Genomic DNA, 19,614 nt, shown 5'->3' on the forward strand with positions numbered 1-19,614 from the left:
ATACTTACCCGATAGCAGGAGACATCTCATGAATACCCGACATCTCAAGCAGTTAGCGGCCCTGGCCAGCTTCGGCATGCTCGCCATGACGGCGGCGCATGCGGACGGTGAACGGATTGCGGTCTTTACCAAGAACCAGACCAATCCATACTTCCAGGCGCTGCGGCAGGGTGCGGATGCGGCGGCGAAGGGCATGAATGCAAAAACTACGCACTACATCCCTACCAAGCCGGACAGCATTCCGGAACAGATGAGCCAGATCGAAGACGTCGTCGTCAAGAAGGCTGACGCCGTGGTGTTCGTCCCGGTCGACTACAAGGCGATGGGGCCGGGCGTGAAGAAGATCAATGCTGCGAACATCCCGGTCGTCAACGTGACGGATCGCAGTGACTCCGGCAGCTTCGTCGCATTCGTCGGCGCGAGCGACTATGAACTGGGCCTGAAGACCGCGACGCATCTGTTCAAGGTCATGGACGGCAAGGGCAACCTGATCCTGCTGGAAGGTGTCAAGGGATCCGCCACCAGCATCGATCGCGTGCGCGGGGTGAAAGAGGCGCTGAAGTCGTTCCCCGGCATCAAGCTGCTGGCGTCGCAGCCTGCCAACTACCAGCGTCTGCAGGCACTGCAGGTGATGGAAAACCTGATGCAGTCATATCCGCAGATTGACGCGGTCTTCGCCGCGAACGACGCGATGGCGATCGGAGCGATCGAGGCGCTGCAAGGCGCCAATCGCAAGGCTCTGGTTTCCGGCATCAATGGCACCAAGGAAGCGATCGACGCGATCAAGAATGGCACGATGCTGGCGACCGGCGACTACAACGGCTTTGTGCAGGGCTGCCTTGGCACCATGACCGCGATCCGCAAATTGCGAGGGCTGCCGGTCCGGCAAGAGATCGTGCTGCCGGCCACCGTGATCGACAAGTCCAACTTTCAGGCACTCGATATTCCTGCTGACAAGCGCACCTGCCCCAGCTGGGAAGACGTTAGCAAAACCTGATCCCCCTTTTTATCTTGCAACTCAGGAGTAACCATCATGCGCAACCTCAATGAGGAGACCATTACCCAGGCGGTACTGGCGCGCAACATCGACATGAAGGACAGGAGGCTCCGGGAAATCATGACCAGCCTGATCCAGCACCTTCATGCCTTTGCCCGCGAAACAAAGCTGACTGAAGCTGAGTGGGCCGCCGGCATCCGGTTCCTGACCGAGGTGGGGCAGACGTGTTCGCCGACGCGGCAGGAGTTCATCCTGCTTTCCGATACCCTTGGCTTGTCGACGCTGGTCACCGCGCAGAATCACCGCAAGCCCCAGGGCTGCACCGAGGCAACCGTATTCGGGCCGTTCTATGTCGATGACGCGCCCGAATACGAGCTTGGCGCGGACGTCGGCAACGGCATGGCCGGACAACCCTGCTTCGTGAGCGGACAGGTCCGCGGGATTTCTGGCGAAGCGATTCCCGGTGCAAAGCTGGAGGTGTGGCAGGCGGACTCCGAAGGCTTCTATGATGTCCAGCTCGCGCAAGGGCATGTCCAGGGACGCGGGACACTGGTAGCCGACGCGACCGGACATTTCCACTTCAAGTCCATCGTCGCGGAAAGCTATCCGATTCCGCACGACGGACCGGTTGGCAGGATGCTTGATGCCATGGGGCGTCATCCCTGGCGGCCAGCGCACCTGCACTTCATGGTATCGGCCCCCGGTTACGAGACGCTGGTCACGCATGTATTCCGGGAGGGCGGTGAATATCTGGATAGCGATGCGGTGTTCGGTGTGCGGTCCTCGCTGATCGCGGACTGGGTAGAGCATGCGGCCGGCACGACGCCGGATGGCGATCAATCGGCTACGCCGTTCTACACGCTGGATTTCGACTTTGTACTGAATCCGGCGACCGACCAGGCGCGGAGGAAGCCGTGACCATCGTCAAGCACATCGTGATGTGGAACCTGCGTGGCGACAGCGAGGGCGAAAAGCGTTCCGCGGTGGCGCGGCTCAAGTCCGCCTTCGAGAGCCTGCGCGGCCGGATTCCCGGACTTCTGCACCTTGAGATCGGCGTGGATTCAAGCCGCGTTGATTATGCGTGCGATGTCGTTCTCTATACAGAGTTCGCTTCGCGCAGCGCGCTGGAAGACTATGCAAGCCACCCTGAGCACCAGCGTGTCAAGCGCGAACTCGGTGACTTGCGGATCGCCCGATATCAGGTTGATTACATTGCCAACTAAGGAGAAGTAACAATGTTCTACGTCATTCATGCCGTCGACAAGCCGGATGCGCTGTCCCTGCGCCTGGCGAACTACGATGCGCACAAGGCCTATCTTGCACAGGCCCGCATCAAGACACTGATCTCTGGTCCACTCGTTGCTGATGACGGTGAAACCATGATCGGCTCGTTCTTCCTCGTGGAGGCAGAGAACAAGGGGGATGCCGTAGCCTTTAACGCCAATGACCCGTTTGCGCACGCCGGACTCTGGCAGCAAGTCAGCATCCATGCATTCAACAAGCGCGTCGACAATCGATAAACCCTTAACGAAGGCTTGCGCAACCCGACGTGTCGCGCAGCCTGATCCTGGCTGGAACGCAGTGAAAGTAACGTACCTGATCATCGGCGGCGGGACGGCCGGCGCAGTGCTCGCGGCGAGATTGTCGGAAGATCCCTCGGCTACGGTGTGCCTGCTCGAAGCGGGACCCGACATCCGACCGGATGCCGTGCCTTCGGACATCGATGACGACTTTCCGAGCGCGTCGCTGAATCCGGCCTATTTCTGGAAGGACTTGCGCGCGCGTCGGCGCTCCGACGGCGACGAATACCCCTATCCCCAGGCTAGGGTTCTCGGCGGCGGCTCGAGCATCAATGGCATGTGGACGCTGAGGGGACTGCCGGCCAACTACGACAGTTGGGTGAGAGCCGGGGCGGCGGGCTGGGGCTGGGACGATGTTCTGCCTTACTTCCGGCGCGCCGAGGGGGATGTCGGCAGGCGACCTGGACCCGGTCAATCGGGCCCGTTCGTGATCCGCCGCCCGCCGCGCCCGGAGTGGCCGGGATTTGCGGCCGCCGCTGAGAAGGTGCTCAACGCACGAGGGTTTCAGACTATCGACGACATCAACGAGGAGCCGGGGTGTGGATTCTTCGCCATGCCTTACGCTGCAAGCGGTGGCAAGCGATCCTCGGGGGTATCGTGCTATCTGACCCGGGAAGTCCGTGCCAGGCCGAACCTGACCATCCTGGCCGATGCCACCGTCCACCACCTCGAGATCGACGGTGGCAGGGTCACCGGCGCCGTCTACGTCAGCAAAGGCGAGCGTGCCCGTGTCGCTGCCGAGGAGATTATCCTTTGCGCGGGTGGTGTCCATTCGCCTGCGATCCTGCTGCGCTCCGGTATTGGCGATGCCGAATGCCTGCGGGCACTGGGGGTTGCACCTCGGCTTCATCTCAAAGGCGTGGGACGCCATCTGCAGAACCATCCCTATCTGCAGTTCGCGATGACCATGCCGCGCCATGCGCGTCAGTCCGCGGCGCTGCGCACCTTTGCCTGCGCCGGGCTGAGGCACTCGTCGGGCCAGGCGGAGAGTCCCGATGGTGACCTGTTCCTTTCCTTGCTGGGCCGGGTCGGACCGCGCGGTTTCGGGACCGATCTCGCCATGCTCAGTGCCGCCCTGTATGCGCCGTTCTCCCGCGGCCGTGTCAGCCTGGCATCGCCGGATCCGGATGTCACCCCTTTGATCGACTTTCGGTTCTTCGACGACCCGCGTGATGCACCCCGGATGCTGCAGGCGGCTCGGCTGGTCGAAATGCTGCTGGCCGCCCCTGAGTTCGTAACTTGCTACCACGACGCCTTTATTCTGCCTCCGGTGATGGCGGCGAATCAGTTCAATCGAGGCGGTGTACGCGGGCACCTGCTTGCGTTGGGAGCGAAGGTTGCGTTGAACTCGCCGGGCTTCGTCTCGCGTGCATTGCTTGGCCGGGCACTGAAGCCGGGCAAATGGATCGCGAATCGGGCGGGGCAGCGGCGCCTTTCGGACGATGAAATTCTCGGCGCGGTGGCACCCATGGGACATGTGGCGTCTACTTGCCGGATGGGCAATGCCAGTGACCCGGACGCGGTGGTCGATGCGCATTGCCGGGTCATCGGCCTTGAGCGCCTGCGTGTCGTGGACGCTTCGGTCATGCCGTCGGTGCCAAGCGCGAATACCAACCTGCCAACCATCATGGTGGCAGAGAGGGCTGCTGACCTGATCAAGGCCCGCGTTTGATGCGGATTCCTGCCATTCGGATGACACAGGCAAGTTGTAAGCTGTGCATGTGACCAATTAAACACGGATTTTCATCAATGTTCGACCCGCCTTGAGGGGCGATGCAATCTGGGGATCCATGCCGATATCGACGGGATTTCGTCGGTATATTGAATGGCCATTGGTCTCGACTTCGACGAGTTGGCTTTGCGTTGTCTGGCTGCAGCGGGTAATCCCTAGGTATACCAATTTGGTCATCTGTACAGATAATTTGTGTGTTGTCTGTCGCTCGCCGTAGATTTCACCGTGGAGCTACTGCGCGCAGACTCACAGATTGATGGCTTGTTGTTGAAACAGTAGAGGTAGAGGATGCTTGAATACTTTTCGGATTACCCCTGGAACCTGTCGCTTTCCATGGCCCTGGATATGGGCGCGAACATGGATGAGATCGACCGGGCATCCCGTTCGCTACGCGATGGAAAAATTCCGGAAGGCATGGACCCGGCCCAGGCGTTTTTTCACGCGTGGTATGACGCGGGTCAGAAGCTGGCTGCAAGCGCCGCGGGCGACGAAGAAGCCGGGCATGGCCTGACGGCGTCGGAGAAGTACCGACGCGCGGCGATCATGCTCATCACCGCGGAGCGGATGCCGCACCACAATTATCCTCCTCGTCTGGAGGCGTATGACCGCATGCTCCATTACTTTGCAAAGTATGTGGGGCTCGGCCACGTGAATTGTGAGCGCGTCATGGTTCCCTACCAAGACGCTGTATTGCCAGCTTTGCTGGTCAAGGCAGAAGGCGCAACGCCGGCACCTTGCATGGTGCACTTCAATGGCCTGGATGGCGTCAAAGAATTTTTGTTTATGTCAGGCTTCCCCGCGGCTTTGGCAAAACGCGGCATCTCTACGCTGATCGTCGACAATCCCGGAGTCGGAGAAGCGTTGCGCAAGCACGGCCTGCACAACTTCCCGGAAGCTGAGGTTCCCGCTGCTGCGTGTATCGATTATCTTGAGCGTCGCCCGGAGGTAGATCGCGATCGAATTGGCATGATTGCGCTGAGTATGGGCGGCTATCATGCACCGCGCGCCACCGCATTCGAGCCGCGCTTCAAATGCTGCGTCGCCTGGGGGGCGAACTACGACTTCGGCAAGCGCTTCCGCATGCGGCTGGAAGGTCAGGGCACGCAAAAGTCGGTTCCGCATTTTGTTGAGCACGTGCAATGGGTGCTTGGCGCGCAATCAGTGGAGGCATGTCTCGATACTGCCAGCGGCTTCACCCTGAAAGGGATTCTCGACCGTATCCGCGTGCCGATTCTTATCAACCACGGCGAGCTGGATCGTCAGGTTCCGGTGGAGTCGGCGTATCTGACCTATGAGGATTGCATCAACAGCCCGCGTCGCGAACTGCGGATCTTCACGGCCGAGGAGGGCGGCGAGCAACACTGCAGCATCGGCAACATGAGTCTTGCAACGGATTACATGGCGGACTGGATTGCCGATGTACTCGCGGCAAACCGTGCCGCCAAGTCATGACGTGCAAGCGTCGCTGCATATCAAATTGATGCAGAACCCTCACCGCGGCCTCGCAGAACTTCCTGTAGCGATGCCCGGTGAGAGCCCCTGCGGGACCCGCCAGGCAAGACGGTCATGATCTGTCAACGAGCGCCCGAAAACCGCCGGCCAGGAACGGGAGCATGCACTTGAAAGCCTGTTCCAGGTTGGTGGATTTGAACTTGCGCAGCGAAAGGCTCTCGACTCTTCCAGGTTCCGACACCAGGGCAACCATCGCGCCAACCATAAAGCTGAAGGCGTGGTAGATATCCTCTTCGGGGATTGTTGGCAAACTCCGGCGGAATTCAGCGACAAACTGACGCGCAATGGGGTCATAGTGGTCGCTGATGAACTTCGCCCAATCGGGAGAATTGGAGACGCGAGAGATCAGCAGTGAATAGTTCTTCCAGCCCTGTCCTCCGTGCGAACTCCGTTCCACGAACGGATAAACGTAACCGGTAATCAGGTCTTCGAGCGGGACAGGATTGTCGCCTGCGCGAGTTCGTGCTGCATCGAGGGCGAGAATGCGCTGATGCGCCATATAGGAAGCGCGACGTTCGATAACCTTGTTGAAGAGAACGTCCTTGGTGCCAAAGTGATACGTAACCAGAGCAATCCGGGTATCGGTTGCCTCTGCCACATCCCGCATCGAGGTCCCGTGGTATCCGTTCCTTGCAAACAATGCCTCCGCGGCATCGAGCATGCGATCGCGCGTCGCGTCCCCAGCCTTTCTCGTATTGGTCCGAATGACGCCAGGAACGCTACCTGCGGCTGGCTTGGTCCGCTCGCTTGTGGCAGCACTCGGTGAATTTTTCATCGGTATCTGAGCTATCGACTTCCACGGCCCTCTTTTGACCGGCTTTCGAAAGAATTTGGGTCAATTGTACAGCTAACGAGACCCGATATCGATTGCAGCCCGTGCTCCCGGGCCAATCTCGATACCGAGATCACTGGCTCGCACGCAGGGGCTGCCAATCGCCGCGTGAATTCCTCGCTGCGGTTCGGCCGGCCTTTGCCACTGCCGGCGACTGGTACCCAGTGGTGGGAATGCCGTCAAAAATCAATGCCGTCATGGAACATGTCGCCCAGCAGGATCCGGCGCCGCGGTGCCAGGGACGGCGCCGCCACGCTTGGCCCGGCAGCTATCCCTTCGGACGCCAAGGTTCACCTGATCCCCCGCAACGTCCATGCTGCAAGCATCACTTAACCATGAGCGGGCATACGTACTTTCACCTAATGCTGCAATGCGTCAATTCTTTTGCTACAATCAGGGAAAACCCCATGAGGGTAATCCCGAAAGGAAGGACGCCATGAACACCCAATCCGATATCAAGCTGACCGATCAACTCGAACGCCAACTCATCGAGCGCGAGCTCGGCACGCAAAGCCTGGGCTTCGCCCATGACGTGAAGCGCGCCATCGCCACCGTGCAGTCGGTGATCGAGCGCCTGCAAAGCCAGGCCCGCAACGCCAAGGTGGTCTACGCCAACGGCTGAGCCCTGGCGGCAGTACGGTAGTTTGCGGCCCTTCAGGGCTGCGTTGAAGAACCGGCCATCAGTGCGCCCGCCCGGGTGAACGCGGCCGGTTTTGTTTTGCCTGCGGCAGTTGAGTGCTTTGTGAACAACTTTCACAAGGCTTGCCAGTGCTTTTCGTTTTGCCAAAGTGGCGGACGGGGCTATCTTGGATGCCTTTCCGGAATCCCGTGCGCCCATGTCCCCGCTTGTGCTGCTGTGCCTGCTGATCACCTATGTGGTCTGGGGCACGACCTACCTGGCGATCCGCTTTACGCTGGAGAGCTTTCCGCCGCTGTTCATGATGGGCACGCGCTTCCTGTGCGCGGGCCTGCTGCTGAGCGCGTGGCTGGCATGGCGCGGCACGCCGATGCCGTCGGGGCGGCAGTTGCGCCATTGCGCGGTGCCGGCGTTGTTCCTGCTGGTGGGCGGCATGGGACTCACTGCCATCGCCGAGCAGACGATTTCTTCGGGCGCCACCACGGTGATGATCGGGTCGATGCCGATCTTCGCGCTGATCTGGGGCGCATGCTTCGGCAACCGGCCGAAGTGGTATGAGTATGTGGCGATTGCCATCGGCAGCGCCGGCATCCTGGTGCTGACCGCGGGCGCGGAGTTCCAGGTCAGCACCGGCGGCGTGGTGGCGCTGCTGCTGGCGGTGGCGAGCTGGTCCTTCGGCTCGCAGCTGGCGCGCCGGCTCGACCTGCCGCCGGGGGCTGCAGCGTTTGCCGCGGAGATGGTGATCGGTGGCGCGGTGCTGATGGCGCTGTCGCTGCTGCGGCAGGAGCCGTGGCCGTCTTCCGTCAGCGCGCAGGCCGGCTGGGCCTGGGTCTACCTGGTGGTGGCGGGGTCCCTGGTAGCCTTCTCCGCTTACATGTACCTGGTCTCGGCGGTCAGCCAGACGCTGGCGGCAAGCTATGTCTACGTGAACCCGCCGGTGGCGCTGGCCATGGGCGCATGGCTGGGCGGTGAACAAATCGCGCCGCAGACGCTGGGCGCGGTGGTGCTGATCCTTGCGGCGCTGCTTGTGCTGAGCCTGGGCACGCTACGCGCGGCGCGGGCCCAGGCGGCCTGACGGCGCTGTGCGGGCGGGGCCCTCAGCGGCCCGACTGCTCCTGGATCCACAGCGACAGCCGGACCTTGTAGGCCTGCTGGATATGCCGGCGCGCGATCTGCTCGGCCAGCGTCGGATCGCGCTGTTCCAGCGCTTCCACCAGCGAGATGTGTTCCTCGTACGAGCTGCGCGCACGCCCCGGCACCGCCAGCGTGGTGCGCCCGAGCAGCGCCATGGACTCGTGCAGCGAGCGCAGCGTCTTCAGCAGGTAGCGGTTGTGGGCGCAGCGGTGCAGGGTCTCATGGAACAGCCGGTTGTTCAGTGCAAGCCGGTCGGGATCGTCGGCGATGGCGAGATCGCGCTCGACGATATCGCGCAGCAGCGAGATCTCGACGTCGGTGGCGTGGCGCGCGGCCAGCGCGGCGGCGGTGCCTTCCAGCACTTCGCGCATCACGTACAGCTCGCTGACCATGCTGGCGTCGAGCTGCGTCACCATCATGCCGCGGTTGGGCTCGTTGACGACCAGGCCCTCGGATTCCAGCCTGGACAGCGCTTCACGCACCGGCGTGCGCGACAACCCCAGCGATTCGGCCAGTTCCACCTCGCGCAGCCGGGTGCCGGGGGAAAGCTGGCCGGCCTGGATGGCGGCGCGCAACTGCTGGTAGGCGCGCTCCGAGCGCGGGAGCGATGCAGCCTGGCCGCTGTCGGCGGCGCCGTTGAACTCTTGAGAAATCATGTGAGGCTGGCGGATGCGGTGTAACTGTCGTAGCCAGCCATCATACCCGCTCGCGCCCGCCTGACATCACGGTGTCGCAATAAGGTGTAAAGGGGCTGGCCCGGCGCCAGCCCCGCGCGGTGAGGGGCGTCAGCCCGCCGGCGACTGGAACGGGTGGTACTGGTACAGCCAGGTTTCCGACAGCGGCTTGCCGTTCAGGCGCAGGAACAGCCGCAGGTCGACCGGCTGGGTGCCGTCGGTGGTCAGGTCGAACTGGGCGCGCCAGTGCCCGGCCACGCCGTTGGGCACGGCTTCGGTGAAAACATAGGAGAAGGTGCCGCGCGAGGCGGTCAGCACCGCTTCGGGCTTGACGCCGAAGGGCAGTTTCTCCAGCGGCGCGCCCTTGAACTCGACCATGAACTTGCGCACGCCCTTGGGCCGCGGCTGGCCTGGCTGGCCGCCGTTGCCCAGGCGCGTGGCGACGCAGCGCGCCAGTGGCGACGGGTAGGGCTCGTCGGCCGCCCAGTGCAGCCGGTAGCGCAGGCGGTAGGTGTTGCCGGCCTTGGCCGGCGCCTTCGGCACCCACATGGCGACGATATTGTCGTGGATCTCATCGTCGGTGCGCAGCTCCACCAGCTGCACGGAGCCGGCGCCCCAGCCGTCGCGCGGTTCCACCCACAGGCTCGGGCGGCGGTCGTAGTTGACGCCGTCCTGGTAATGGTCGAACAGGCGGTCGCGCTGCAGCAGCCCGAAGCCCTTCGGGTTGTCGTCGGCGAAGGCCGACGCCGTGGTCTGTGGCGGATTGTTCAGCGGGCGCCAGATATGCTCGCCGGCGCCGTTCCACAGCGCCAGGCCGTCGGAGTCGTGCACTTCGGGGCGCCAGTCGACAGCGGTGCCCTTGATGCTTTCGGAGAACCAGTACATCGAGGTCAGCGGCGCCAGCCCCAGCCGCGCCACGTCCTTGCGCAGGAACAGCACGCACTCGACATCCATGATCACGGCCTTGGCGCGCTGCATGACGAAGCGGTAGGCGCCGGAAATGCTTGGCCCATCCAGCAGCGCGTAGACCGTGACGGTGTCGCTGTTGCCCTCCGGGGTCTCGAACCAGAAGTGGGTGAAGGCGGGGAATTCTTCCTGCTTGCCGGCTTCGGCGACGTCGATGGCGATGCCGCGCGCGGACAGGCCATACTGGTACAGCTCGCCGATGGCGCGGAAATACGAGGCGCCGAGGAAGGCCACCCAGTCGTTTTTGCGCCAGTCGCGGGTTTTCTGGTCGCCCAGGCGGCTTTCCTGGAAGCGGAAGCCGGCAAAGCCACTGCCCGGCGGCAACTTGTGCGCGGGGCTGTCGGCCGGCATGTCGAAGTAAGCATCGTCATAGACGATCTCGCGGGCCTTGCCGGTGCCACCTTTGGCGCGCTCGATCACATGCATGCGCACCGGGCTGCGGAAGTAGGTGCCGAGGTGGAAGAACGTGACCGGGAACTGGCCCGGGCCGCTGGCAAAGAGCGCGTCCTCGGTGCGGAAGCGGATCTTGCCGTGGGCGTCGTAGTCGATCCTGGACATCACGTCCGCGGGCGGCGCGGGCGGCGGGGCGTAAGGCTTGCCGGCCAGGGCGCGGGCACGCTCGATCAGGGCGTCGAAGCCGAACGGCTGGGCCTCGCCTAGCTTGATCCGGCCGGCTGCCAGCACCGATGGGGTAATGCCGAGCGCGGCAAGCGCGGCAGAGGCGGTGGCGGAGACCAGCAGGGTTCGGCGGTTCATCATGTGGTGAAAGCGTCCTTTTATTGTCCGGGATTGAGCAGAACTGTAAAAGACGCCGGCGCCGCGGAAAAGTTCGGACACCCTCTGTTACAGCGGGTGGCGCCAGCGCCTCACCGCACCTCGCTCGCCTGGCGCGCGGCGCGGCGCTGCCGGCGCCGTTGTCGCGCCAGCATGTTCAGCCCCTCGACCGAGGCCGAGAACGCCATCGCCGTATAGATGTACCCCTTGGGCACGTGCGTGCCGAGGCCTTCGGCGATCAGCGTCATGCCGATCATCATCAGGAAGGCCAGCGCCAGCATCACGATGGTCGGGTTGCGGTTGATGAAGTTGGCCAGCGGGGTCGCCGCGAACAGCATCGCCATCACCGCCGCGATCACGGCCACGAACATGATCTGCACGTGTTCGGTCATGCCGACCGCGGTGATGATGCTGTCGATCGAAAACACCAGGTCCAGCACCAGGATCTGGCCGATGGCGGCGGCAAAGCTGTGCACGGCCTGGGTAGTGCCGCCTTCCTCGCCTTCCTCGGCGGCGGTGACGTGTTGATGGATTTCGCGCGTGGCCTTCCACACCAGGAAGCCGCCGCCCGCGATCAGGATCAGGTCGCGCCAGGACAGCTCATGGCCCAGCACGGTAAAGAGCGGCTGGGTCAGCGTGACGATGAAGGCGATGGTCGCCAGCAGGCCCAGGCGCAGCAGCAGCGCCAGGCTGATGCCGATCTTGCGGGCCTTCTCCCGCATCTCCGCGGGCAGCTTGTTGGTCAGGATCGAGATAAAGATCAGGTTATCGATCCCCAGCACGATTTCCATTGCCACCAGCGTGGCCAGCGCCGCCCAGGCGGCGGGATCCTGCAGCAATGCCAACGTCGCTTCCATGAGGGCTCCGGAGTGATGGGAAGGCGCATGCAGGTTTTATGTTAGCGCAGCGCCCCTTGGACGCGCAGCCTGTCACATAAAGATAAAGGCGCGCCCGACCGGACTATTGCAGGTTGCCATGTGCCGTCACGGAATATAGTATGTGATATATCAAAAGATCCAATCGAGCCATCAAGGAGGCAGCATATGAAAGTCTGTATCTACGGCGCCGGTGCCATCGGCGGCTATGTCGGGGCGCAGCTTGCGCGGGCGGGGGCCGAGGTGAGCTTTGTCGCGCGCGGACCCCACCTTGCGGCGATGCAGGAGCACGGCGTCAAGCTGCTGATCGATGGCGAGGAACGGGTGGCGAAGGTGCGCTGCACCAGCGATCCGCGTGAACTCGGTCCCCAGGACTATGTGTTCATCACCCTCAAGGCGCATTCGGTGCCCGGCGTCGTGGACCAGTTGCAGCCGCTGCTGGGGCGGGACACCGCGATCGTGACCGGCGTCAACGGCATTCCTTACTGGTACTTCTACAAGCATGGCGGCGACCTGGCCGGCCGCACGCTCGAGAGCGTCGATCCCGGCGGGCGCCAGTGGCAGCGCCTGGGGCCGGAGCGGGCCATCGGCTGCGTGGTCTATCCGGCCGCCGAAATCGTCGCGCCGGGCGTGATCAAGCATGTCTACGGCAAGAAGTTCCCGCTGGGCGAGCCGGACGGCAGCCGCTCCGCGCGCGTGACCGGGCTCAGCGAAATGATGATGGCCGCCGACCTCGACGCGCCGGTGCGCGACAACATCCGCGACGAGATCTGGCTCAAGCTGTGGGGCAACCTGTGCTTCAACCCGATCAGCGCGCTGACCCACGCCACGCTCGATGTCATCACCGCCGACCCCGCCACGCGCGCGCTGTCGCGCCAGATGATGGTGGAGGCCCAGGGCATCGCCGAGCGCTTCGGGGTGAAGTTCCGCGTCGACGTGGAACGTCGCATCGACGGCGCCGGCGCCGTGGGCGCGCACAAGACCTCGATGCTGCAGGACCTGGAGGCGGGGCGGGCCATGGAAATCGATCCGCTGCTGACGGTGGTGCAGGAAATGGGGCGGCTGGTGGGCGAGCCGACGCCGATGTGCGATGCCGTGCTCGGACTGATCAAGCAGCGCGACGCGATGGCAAAGCTTGCCGCCTGAGACGCCGCGGGACGCCACCGGGTCGGGCGTCCTCCAGGGCGCGAGCCGGGCACGCGACGTGACGCTTGCCCGGCTCGCGAAACGGGAAGGCTGGTCGATTGTGATATACCATATACGACAGGCCGCGCACCGCTTTTGTGCCGATGCATGTGGATTGCGCATCATTTGATGCGTTTTCATAATGGGTCAGGCGTTTTTGCTAAGCTGTGCAGCAATGCGGAGGGCGCCATTCCGGCCGCCCGGCCGCCGGTCTCACACGAGCACATCCATGTCTGCGCAAAGCCAATCCATCGTCCAGCCCAACGGGCTGTCCCTGTCGGTACAACCGATCAACGCCGGCGCCAGCCTGCGCGACCAGGCTTACGCCATGCTGCGCCAGGCCATCGCCGACGCCGACATCTACCAGTCGCGCGACGAGATCCGGCTGGATGAGCGGGTGCTGAGCGAGGCCATGGGCGTCAGCCGCACGCCGATCCGCGAAGCCATGACGCTGCTGGAGCAGGAAGGCTTCCTGCGCACCGTGCCGCGGCGCGGCATCTACATCATGCGCAAGACCAAGCGCGAGATCGTCGAGATGATCCAGATGTGGGCCGCGCTGGAAAGCATGGCGGCCCGGCTGGCCACCAAGAATGCCACCGACGCCGAGATCGCACAGCTGCGCAGCATGTTCGACAGCTTCCGCGATTCCACCCCGGCCGAGCATATCGAAGAGTATTCCGACGCCAATATCGTGTTCCACCAGGCGATCGTGCGACTGTCCAAGTCGCAGATCATCATGGACACGATCCGCAACATCTTTATCCACGTGCGCGCGATCCGGAAGATGACCATTTCGCAGAGCGATCGCGCGGCGCGATCGATCGTTGACCACCTGCGCATCATCGAGGCGCTGGAGAAGCGGGACACCGAACTGGCGGAGCGGCTGGTGCGGCAGCATTCGCTGGACCTGGCCGACTATGTCGAGAAGCACTGCGATTTCCTGGACTGATACAGACACCAGCCAGGGGCATAAGGCGGCGGACTTCGGTCCGCCGCTTTGCTTTTGGGCCTGCGCCATGCATGCGAAAGGCATTTCACTAAATGGTGTGTGATATATCAATGTGGAAAGCGCGTTGGCCTTTATGTCAGATCAGCATTGAAAACGTCCGCTTTTATGCTTCTTGCCGCTATATAGCCCGCGCGTGCTGCGTCGCATCGTCGATATTTGCCCCGAAAGCGCCAAACTCCTCTTGCTCTCTTCTGATATATCACATACCGTATGTCATCAGAGACTACAAATAGCGGAAGAGGAGACCCTTCGCAATGGAAACCAAAGCCCTGCAAGGAGTGCGCATCCTGGACATGACCCACGTCCAGGCGGGCCCGTCGGCGACGCAGTTGATGGCGTGGCTGGGCGCGGACGTGATCAAGGTGGAGATGCCGGGACGCGGCGACATCACGCGCAGCCAGCTGCGCGACGTGCCCAACGCCGACAGCCTCTACTTCACCATGCTCAACTCGAACAAGCGCAGCCTGACGCTTAACATGAAGACCCCCGAAGGGAAGGCGCTGCTCGAGGACCTGATCCAGCGCAGCGACGTGCTGATCGAGAACTTCGGTCCCGGCGTGCTGGCGCGCGCGGGTTTCGACTGGGACCACATGCAGGACCTGAACCCGCGCCTGGTCTATGCCTCGATCAAGGGCTTCGGCCCGGGCCCGTACGCCGACTGCAAGGCCTACGAGAACGTGGCGCAGTGCATGGGCGGCTCGGCGTCGACCACCGGCGACGCCGACGGCGTGCCCACGGTGACCGGCGCGCAGATCGGCGACTCCGGTACCGGCGTGCATGCGGTGGTCGGCATCCTGGCCGCGCTGCTGCAGCGCGAGCACACCGGCCGCGGCCAGCGCGTGGAAGTGGCGATGCAGGACGCGGTGCTGAACCTGTGCCGGGTCAAGCTGCGCGACCAGCAGCGCCTGGCCAACGGACCGCTGCGTGAGTATCCCAACGAGGACTTCGGCGACCACGTGCCGCGCGCGGGCAATGCCTCGGGCGGCGGGCAGCCGGGCGCGGCGCTGCGCTGCGCGCCGGGCGGCCCCAACGACTATGTCTACGTCATCATCCAGCCGCAGGGCTGGGAGCCGCTGATGCGCCTGTGCGGGCGCGAAGACCTCATCACCAATCCGGACTACGCCACGCCGGAAGCACGCCTCAAGCACCTGGCCGACTGCTTCGCCGTGATCGAGAAATGGACGCGCGGCATCAGCAAATTCGAGGTGATGGCGGCGCTGAACGAGGTCGATGTGCCGTGCGGCCCGATCCTGTCGATGAAGGACCTGATCGAGGACGAGTCGCTGTACCAGCGCGGCTACCTGGTCGAGCTCGAGCATCCGCAGCGCGGCAACTACGTGCAGCTGGGCTGCCCGATCACGCTGTCGGCCTCGCCGGTGCAGGTGGAACGCTCGCCGCTGCTGGGCGAGCACACCGAGGAGATTCTCGAGTGGCTGGGCCGCACGCCCGCGCAGATCGCCGCGATGAAGCTGGCCGGCGCGGTATGAGGCCGGCCTGATGCAATGGCCGCCGTCATTCCCGCCCGCGCGGGAATGACGGGCGCGCCGCGCCGTCCCGTTCTTCCTCCCTTTCCACGATTCCTGCAACCGACATCGGCGCAGGCGGGGCCTTCCTTTGCCTGCGCAAGGAGCATGCTGTGCAAACCTGGATACGTTTTCGCCGCGCCGACGGCAGCATCGGCCATGGCCGCATCGATGAGGCCGACCACAACCGCGTGGTCGAATATGACCGCGACGGCTTCGACAATCCCAGCCTCACCGGCGCGGTGCATGACCGCGCCGCGCTGACCGTGGTCGCGCCGTGCGCGCCGGGCAAGGTGGTGGCGCTGTGGAACAACTTCCACGCGCTCGCGCGCAAGCTGGAAAAGCCGGTGCCGACGCACCCGCTGTTCCTGATCAAGCCGGCGTCGTCGCTGGCCGGTCCCAACGACGCGGTGCAGCGCCCCAAGAGCTACGACGGCAAGATCGTCTACGAGGGCGAGCTGGGCATCGTCATCGGCAAGAAGGCGCGCAACGTGACCGTGGCGGAAGCCGGCGCGCATATCTTCGGCTACACCATCGTCAACGACGTGACCGCGGCCGAGCTGATCACGGCCGATCCGAATTTCCCGCAATGGACCCGCGCCAAGGGCTTCGACACCTTCGGCTGCATCGGCCCCGCCATCGTCACCGGCTTTGCCTGGAAGACCGCCAGCGTGGTCACGCGGCTGGATGGGGTGGAGCGGCAGAACTATGCGCTGTCGGACATGATCTTCTCGCCCGAGGAACAGGTCAGCCGGATCTCGCAGGACCTGACGCTGATGCCGGGCGACGTGATCGCGGTGGGCACCTCGCTGGGCGTTGGTTCGATGAAGGACGGCGCCGTGGTCGAGGTGTCGATCGCCGGCATCGGCTCGCTGGTCAACCACGTGCGCGGCTGAGCCGGCGCCAGATCCCTTTCCTGAAACGGTGAATGCCATGCCAATGACGATCGGTGTGCCGCGCGAGGTCCACCCGGGCGAGCGGCGCGTTGCCGCCACCCCGGACTCGGTCAAGGAACTGCTCAAGCTCGGCTATCAGGTGGTAGTCGAGACCGGTGCCGGGCTGGAAGCGTCGTTCTCGGACGACGACTATCGCGCCGCCGGCGCGGCCATTGTCGATGCGGCCAGCCTGTGGGCCTCGGTCGACGTGGTGGTCAAGGTGCGCCCGCCGCAGGTCCATCCCAGCCTGGGGGTGGAAGAGGCGGCGCTGCTGAAGAAGCATGCCGCGCTGATCGGCTTTGTCTGGCCGGCGCAGCAGATGCCAATGCTGGAGCGCCTGGCGCAGCGCGGCGCCACGGTGCTGGCGATGGACTGCGTGCCGCGCATCTCGCGCGCGCAGAAGCTGGATGCGCTCAGCTCGATGGCCAATATGGCCGGCTACCGCGCGGTGATCGAAGCCGCGCACGCTTTCGGCCGGCCCTTCGCCGGGCAGATCACCGCCGCGGGCAAGATCCCGCCGGCGCGCGTGCTGGTGATCGGCGCGGGGGTGGCGGGGCTGGCGGCGATCGGCGCGGCGCGCAGCCTGGGGGCGGTGGTGCGCGCCTTCGATACGCGGCCGGTGGTGCGCCAGCAGATCGAGAGCCTGGGCGCGGAGTTCCTCACGGTCGAGATCGAAGAAGATGGCAGCGGCAGCGGCGGCTATGCCAAGGAAATGAGCCCGGCCTTTATCGAAGCGGAGATGCGCCTCTTTGCCGAGCAGGCGCGCGAGGTCGACATCATCATCACGACCGCGCTGATCCCCGGCAAGCCGGCGCCCAAGCTGCTGGAAGCCGGCACTGTCCGGCTGATGCGCGCCGGCAGCGTGGTGGTCGACCTGGCCGCCGAGCAGGGCGGCAACTGCGTGCTGACCGTGCCGGGTGAAAGCGTGCGCCGCGACGGCGTCACCATCATCGGCTACACCGACCTGCCCAGCCGCATGGCGGCGCAGGCCAGCCAGCTCTATGGCACCAATATCCGCCACCTGCTGAGTGAGCTGACGCCGGGCAAGGACGGCCAGCTGGTGGTGGACATGGACGACGAGATGATCCGCGGCGCGACCGTGCTGCACCAGGGCGCGGTGACCTGGCCGCCACCGCCGCTGACGGTGGCGGTGCCGCAGCAGCAGGCGCCGGCGGAGGTCCCGGCGCCGGCCGAAGCCGCGCCGCCGCGCAGCCGCACCGGGACGACGCTGATGGCACTGGCGCTGGCGGCCGCTGCGCTGCTGGGACTGGGGGCGGTCGCGCCACCGGCCTTCATGGCGCATTTCACGGTGTTCGTGCTGGCCATCTTCGTCGGCTACCAGGTGGTGTGGAACGTCACCGCGGCGCTGCACACGCCACTGATGAGCGTGACCAATGCCATCAGCGGGATCATCGTGGTGGGGGCGCTGGTGCAGCTGGGCAAGCCGTCGCTGCTGACGGCGGTGATCGCCGGCTGCGCGGTGCTGGTGGCCACCATCAATATCGCCGGGGGCTTCCTGGTGACGCAGCGCATGCTGAAGATGTTCCAGCGCGACTAAGGCCAGGGAGAGAACCATGCCATCCGGAATCAGCAATATCGCTTACCTCGCCGCCAGTGCGCTGTTTATCCTCAGCCTGAGCGGGCTGAGCCATCCCGCCACCGCGCGGCGCGGCAACATGCTCGGCATCGCCGGCATGGTGATCGCGGTCATGACCACGGTGCTGGCGGGCAGTCCAGACGGCATCGCCATCATCATCGTGGCGATGGTGGTGGGCGGCATTGCCGGGGCCATGCTGGCCCGGCGCGTCGAGATGACGCAGATGCCGCAACTGGTGGCGGTGCTGCACAGCTTCGTCGGCCTCGCCGCGGTGCTGGTCGGCTACGCCAGCTACCTGGAGCCGACCACGCTCAGCGGCGCCGAGAAGGCGATCCATGAGGTCGAAACTTACCTCGGCATCCTGATCGGCGCGGTCACCTTTACCGGGTCGATCATCGCCTTCCTGAAGCTGCAGGGCACCATGGGCGGCAAGCCGATGCTGCTGCCGGGGCGACACGTCCTCAACGCCGGCGCGCTGGTGGTGTGCGTGTGGCTGGGCTATGCCTTCCTCAGTGCGCCGGACCCGCAGCAGGGGCTGGTGCCGCTGGCGGCGATGACGGTGATCGCGCTACTGGTCGGCGCGCACCTGGTGCTGGCCATCGGCGGCGCCGACATGCCGGTGGTGGTGTCGATGCTGAACAGCTACTCCGGCTGGGCGGCAGCGGCGACCGGCTTCATGCTCGGCAATGACCTGCTGATCATTACCGGCGCGCTGGTGGGGTCGAGCGGCGCCATCCTCAGCTACATCATGTGCAAGGCCATGAACCGCAAGTTCCTGTCAGTGATCCTGGGCGGCTTCGGCGCGGTGCAGGCCCAGGGCGCGGCGACCGAGCAGGGCGAGGTGCTGCCGGTGTCGAGCGAGGAAGTCAGCAGCCTGCTGAAGGACGCCAACGAGGTCATCATCGTGCCGGGTTACGGCATGGCGGTGGCGCAGGCGCAGGGCACCATCAGCGAGATTGCGCGGCGGCTGCGGGCGCAGGGCGTCAACGTGCGCTTCGGCATCCACCCGGTGGCCGGCCGCCTGCCGGGGCACATGAACGTGCTGCTGGCCGAGGCGCGGGTGCCGTACGACATCGTGCTGGAAATGGAGGAGATCAACGACGACTTCGACAAGGCCGACGTGGTGCTGGTGGTCGGTGCCAACGACATCGTCAACCCGGGGGCGCTGGAAGACCCCGCCAGCCCGATTGCCGGCATGCCGGTGCTGGAGGTGTGGAAGGCCAAGACCGTGGTGGTGTCCAAGCGCAGCATGGCGGCCGGCTACGCGGGTGTCGACAACCCGCTGTTCTACAAGGACAACACGCGCATGTGGTTTGGCGATGCCAAGGGCAGCGTCGATGCACTGCTGCGGCAGTTGGAGGAAGCGCCGGCCTGATCGCCTGTCGAGGCGCGGTATCGATTCAGCAAGCCACCGCGGCCCGCTTTCCGGCGGCCCCGGTGGCTTGTTGCATTGGCAAGCCGCAGGCATGAGCGTCGCCGGCGGCGATTCATGCCAGTTCCGCTTTATATAAAGGGTCGTGAATAGAAACGATAAAAAACTTTAAGACTTGTCAAATTAAGCTTCGGGTAGCATCAATCCACGACTTCACGTGCCGCAATGCCAGGCGCCGGTCCAACTGCGAGAAGGGCAATCCACAACGCCCTGATGTGCC

18 protein-coding genes are annotated in these 19,614 nt (G+C 64.4%); 14 read left to right on the plus strand and 4 right to left on the minus strand.

The window, feature by feature from the left end:
* Positions 1 to 28 precede the first annotated feature (28 nt).
* The 6 genes from MKD50_RS03625 (at position 29) to MKD50_RS03650 (ending at position 5,761) form a co-directional block, all read left to right on the plus strand.
* The gene (locus tag MKD50_RS03625) at positions 29 to 997 is read left to right on the plus strand and encodes a sugar ABC transporter substrate-binding protein (protein WP_115682719.1); all 969 of its coding nucleotides are present in this window, start codon (positions 29 to 31) and stop codon (positions 995 to 997) included.
* Between the two features lie 36 nt (positions 998 to 1,033).
* Complete coding sequence (locus tag MKD50_RS03630) at positions 1,034 to 1,915, plus strand: intradiol ring-cleavage dioxygenase (protein ID WP_252666409.1); 882 nt, start codon at positions 1,034 to 1,036, stop codon at positions 1,913 to 1,915.
* Entirely contained in the window at positions 1,912 to 2,220 is a 309-nt protein-coding gene (locus tag MKD50_RS03635) for a Dabb family protein (protein WP_115682717.1), read from the plus strand. The genes MKD50_RS03630 and MKD50_RS03635 overlap by 4 nt, the downstream gene beginning before the upstream one ends.
* Before the next feature lie 12 nt (positions 2,221 to 2,232).
* On the plus strand, positions 2,233 to 2,517 hold the full coding sequence (locus tag MKD50_RS03640; RefSeq protein WP_115682716.1) for a YciI family protein: 285 nt from the start codon (positions 2,233 to 2,235) through the stop codon (positions 2,515 to 2,517).
* Positions 2,518 to 2,578: 61 nt separating this feature from the next.
* Positions 2,579 to 4,249 (plus strand): GMC family oxidoreductase, encoded by a 1,671-nt coding sequence (locus tag MKD50_RS03645; protein WP_252666411.1) that lies wholly within the window; start codon positions 2,579 to 2,581, stop codon positions 4,247 to 4,249.
* A gap of 348 nt (positions 4,250 to 4,597) precedes the next feature.
* Positions 4,598 to 5,761 (plus strand): alpha/beta hydrolase family protein, encoded by a 1,164-nt coding sequence (locus tag MKD50_RS03650; protein ID WP_252666412.1) that lies wholly within the window; start codon positions 4,598 to 4,600, stop codon positions 5,759 to 5,761.
* A gap of 112 nt (positions 5,762 to 5,873) precedes the next feature.
* Here MKD50_RS03650 and MKD50_RS03655 read toward each other — a convergent pair whose 3' ends face one another.
* Entirely contained in the window at positions 5,874 to 6,482 is a 609-nt protein-coding gene (locus MKD50_RS03655; RefSeq protein WP_172581824.1) for a TetR/AcrR family transcriptional regulator, read from the minus strand.
* A 607-nt stretch (positions 6,483 to 7,089) separates the two neighbouring features.
* Here MKD50_RS03655 and MKD50_RS03660 point away from each other — a divergent pair.
* Both MKD50_RS03660 and MKD50_RS03665 read left to right on the plus strand, forming a co-directional pair.
* Positions 7,090 to 7,275 (plus strand): hypothetical protein, encoded by a 186-nt coding sequence (locus MKD50_RS03660; protein WP_115701270.1) that lies wholly within the window; start codon positions 7,090 to 7,092, stop codon positions 7,273 to 7,275.
* Between the two features lie 214 nt (positions 7,276 to 7,489).
* Entirely contained in the window at positions 7,490 to 8,365 is an 876-nt protein-coding gene (locus MKD50_RS03665; protein WP_252666414.1) for an EamA family transporter, read from the plus strand.
* 22 nt (positions 8,366 to 8,387) lie between these two features.
* Here the strand turns inward: MKD50_RS03665 and MKD50_RS03670 are convergent, their stop codons facing one another.
* The 3 genes from MKD50_RS03670 to MKD50_RS03680 form a co-directional block, all read right to left on the minus strand.
* Positions 8,388 to 9,080: a GntR family transcriptional regulator gene (locus MKD50_RS03670; protein WP_115701264.1), complete on the minus strand. Its 693-nt coding sequence runs from the start codon at positions 9,078 to 9,080 to the stop codon at positions 8,388 to 8,390.
* Positions 9,081 to 9,209: 129 nt separating this feature from the next.
* Complete coding sequence (locus tag MKD50_RS03675) at positions 9,210 to 10,823, minus strand: OpgD/OpgG family glucan biosynthesis protein (protein ID WP_252666415.1); 1,614 nt, start codon at positions 10,821 to 10,823, stop codon at positions 9,210 to 9,212.
* Positions 10,824 to 10,930: 107 nt separating this feature from the next.
* Complete coding sequence (locus MKD50_RS03680) at positions 10,931 to 11,695, minus strand: TerC family protein (protein ID WP_252666417.1); 765 nt, start codon at positions 11,693 to 11,695, stop codon at positions 10,931 to 10,933.
* A 186-nt stretch (positions 11,696 to 11,881) separates the two neighbouring features.
* Between MKD50_RS03680 and MKD50_RS03685 the strand changes: the two genes are divergently transcribed.
* The 6 genes from MKD50_RS03685 (at position 11,882) to pntB (ending at position 19,337) form a co-directional block, all read left to right on the plus strand.
* Positions 11,882 to 12,859: a 2-dehydropantoate 2-reductase gene (locus tag MKD50_RS03685; RefSeq protein WP_115701256.1), complete on the plus strand. Its 978-nt coding sequence runs from the start codon at positions 11,882 to 11,884 to the stop codon at positions 12,857 to 12,859.
* A gap of 268 nt (positions 12,860 to 13,127) precedes the next feature.
* Positions 13,128 to 13,847, plus strand: coding sequence for a GntR family transcriptional regulator (locus MKD50_RS03690; protein ID WP_115701253.1), 720 nt, complete (start codon positions 13,128 to 13,130; stop codon positions 13,845 to 13,847).
* 314 nt (positions 13,848 to 14,161) lie between these two features.
* On the plus strand, positions 14,162 to 15,394 hold the full coding sequence (frc, locus tag MKD50_RS03695) for a formyl-CoA transferase (RefSeq protein WP_115701250.1): 1,233 nt from the start codon (positions 14,162 to 14,164) through the stop codon (positions 15,392 to 15,394).
* A 149-nt stretch (positions 15,395 to 15,543) separates the two neighbouring features.
* Complete coding sequence (locus MKD50_RS03700; protein ID WP_252666419.1) at positions 15,544 to 16,326, plus strand: fumarylacetoacetate hydrolase family protein; 783 nt, start codon at positions 15,544 to 15,546, stop codon at positions 16,324 to 16,326.
* 37 nt (positions 16,327 to 16,363) lie between these two features.
* Positions 16,364 to 17,923 carry a Re/Si-specific NAD(P)(+) transhydrogenase subunit alpha gene (locus MKD50_RS03705; protein WP_252666421.1) on the plus strand — a complete coding sequence of 520 codons (1,560 nt, stop codon included), beginning with the start codon at positions 16,364 to 16,366 and terminating at the stop codon, positions 17,921 to 17,923.
* A gap of 16 nt (positions 17,924 to 17,939) precedes the next feature.
* Entirely contained in the window at positions 17,940 to 19,337 is a 1,398-nt protein-coding gene (gene pntB, locus MKD50_RS03710; RefSeq protein ID WP_252666423.1) for a Re/Si-specific NAD(P)(+) transhydrogenase subunit beta, read from the plus strand.
* The last annotated feature ends 277 nt before the right edge of the window (positions 19,338 to 19,614 follow it).

The organism is Cupriavidus mimosae, from assembly GCF_023952485.1.
GTDB classification, from domain to species: domain Bacteria; phylum Pseudomonadota; class Gammaproteobacteria; order Burkholderiales; family Burkholderiaceae; genus Cupriavidus; species Cupriavidus taiwanensis_C.

What these genes read in the sequence shown, in the direction of transcription:
- MKD50_RS03625 (WP_115682719.1), top strand. Translation starts at nt 29, where the DNA reads ATGAATACCCGACATCTCAAGCAGTTAGCGGCCCTGGCCAGCTTCGGC.
- MKD50_RS03630 (WP_252666409.1), top strand. Translation starts at nt 1,034, where the DNA reads ATGCGCAACCTCAATGAGGAGACCATTACCCAGGCGGTACTGGCGCGC.
- MKD50_RS03640 (WP_115682716.1), top strand. Translation starts at nt 2,233, where the DNA reads ATGTTCTACGTCATTCATGCCGTCGACAAGCCGGATGCGCTGTCCCTG.
- MKD50_RS03650 (WP_252666412.1), top strand. Translation starts at nt 4,598, where the DNA reads ATGCTTGAATACTTTTCGGATTACCCCTGGAACCTGTCGCTTTCCATG.
- MKD50_RS03655 (WP_172581824.1), bottom strand. Translation starts at nt 6,482, where the DNA reads ATGCTCGATGCCGCGGAGGCATTGTTTGCAAGGAACGGATACCACGGG.
- MKD50_RS03660 (WP_115701270.1), top strand. Translation starts at nt 7,090, where the DNA reads ATGAACACCCAATCCGATATCAAGCTGACCGATCAACTCGAACGCCAA.
- MKD50_RS03665 (WP_252666414.1), top strand. Translation starts at nt 7,490, where the DNA reads ATGTCCCCGCTTGTGCTGCTGTGCCTGCTGATCACCTATGTGGTCTGG.
- MKD50_RS03670 (WP_115701264.1), bottom strand. Translation starts at nt 9,080, where the DNA reads ATGATTTCTCAAGAGTTCAACGGCGCCGCCGACAGCGGCCAGGCTGCA.
- MKD50_RS03675 (WP_252666415.1), bottom strand. Translation starts at nt 10,823, where the DNA reads ATGATGAACCGCCGAACCCTGCTGGTCTCCGCCACCGCCTCTGCCGCG.
- MKD50_RS03680 (WP_252666417.1), bottom strand. Translation starts at nt 11,695, where the DNA reads ATGGAAGCGACGTTGGCATTGCTGCAGGATCCCGCCGCCTGGGCGGCG.
- MKD50_RS03685 (WP_115701256.1), top strand. Translation starts at nt 11,882, where the DNA reads ATGAAAGTCTGTATCTACGGCGCCGGTGCCATCGGCGGCTATGTCGGG.
- MKD50_RS03690 (WP_115701253.1), top strand. Translation starts at nt 13,128, where the DNA reads ATGTCTGCGCAAAGCCAATCCATCGTCCAGCCCAACGGGCTGTCCCTG.
- frc (WP_115701250.1), top strand. Translation starts at nt 14,162, where the DNA reads ATGGAAACCAAAGCCCTGCAAGGAGTGCGCATCCTGGACATGACCCAC.
- MKD50_RS03705 (WP_252666421.1), top strand. Translation starts at nt 16,364, where the DNA reads ATGCCAATGACGATCGGTGTGCCGCGCGAGGTCCACCCGGGCGAGCGG.
- pntB (WP_252666423.1), top strand. Translation starts at nt 17,940, where the DNA reads ATGCCATCCGGAATCAGCAATATCGCTTACCTCGCCGCCAGTGCGCTG.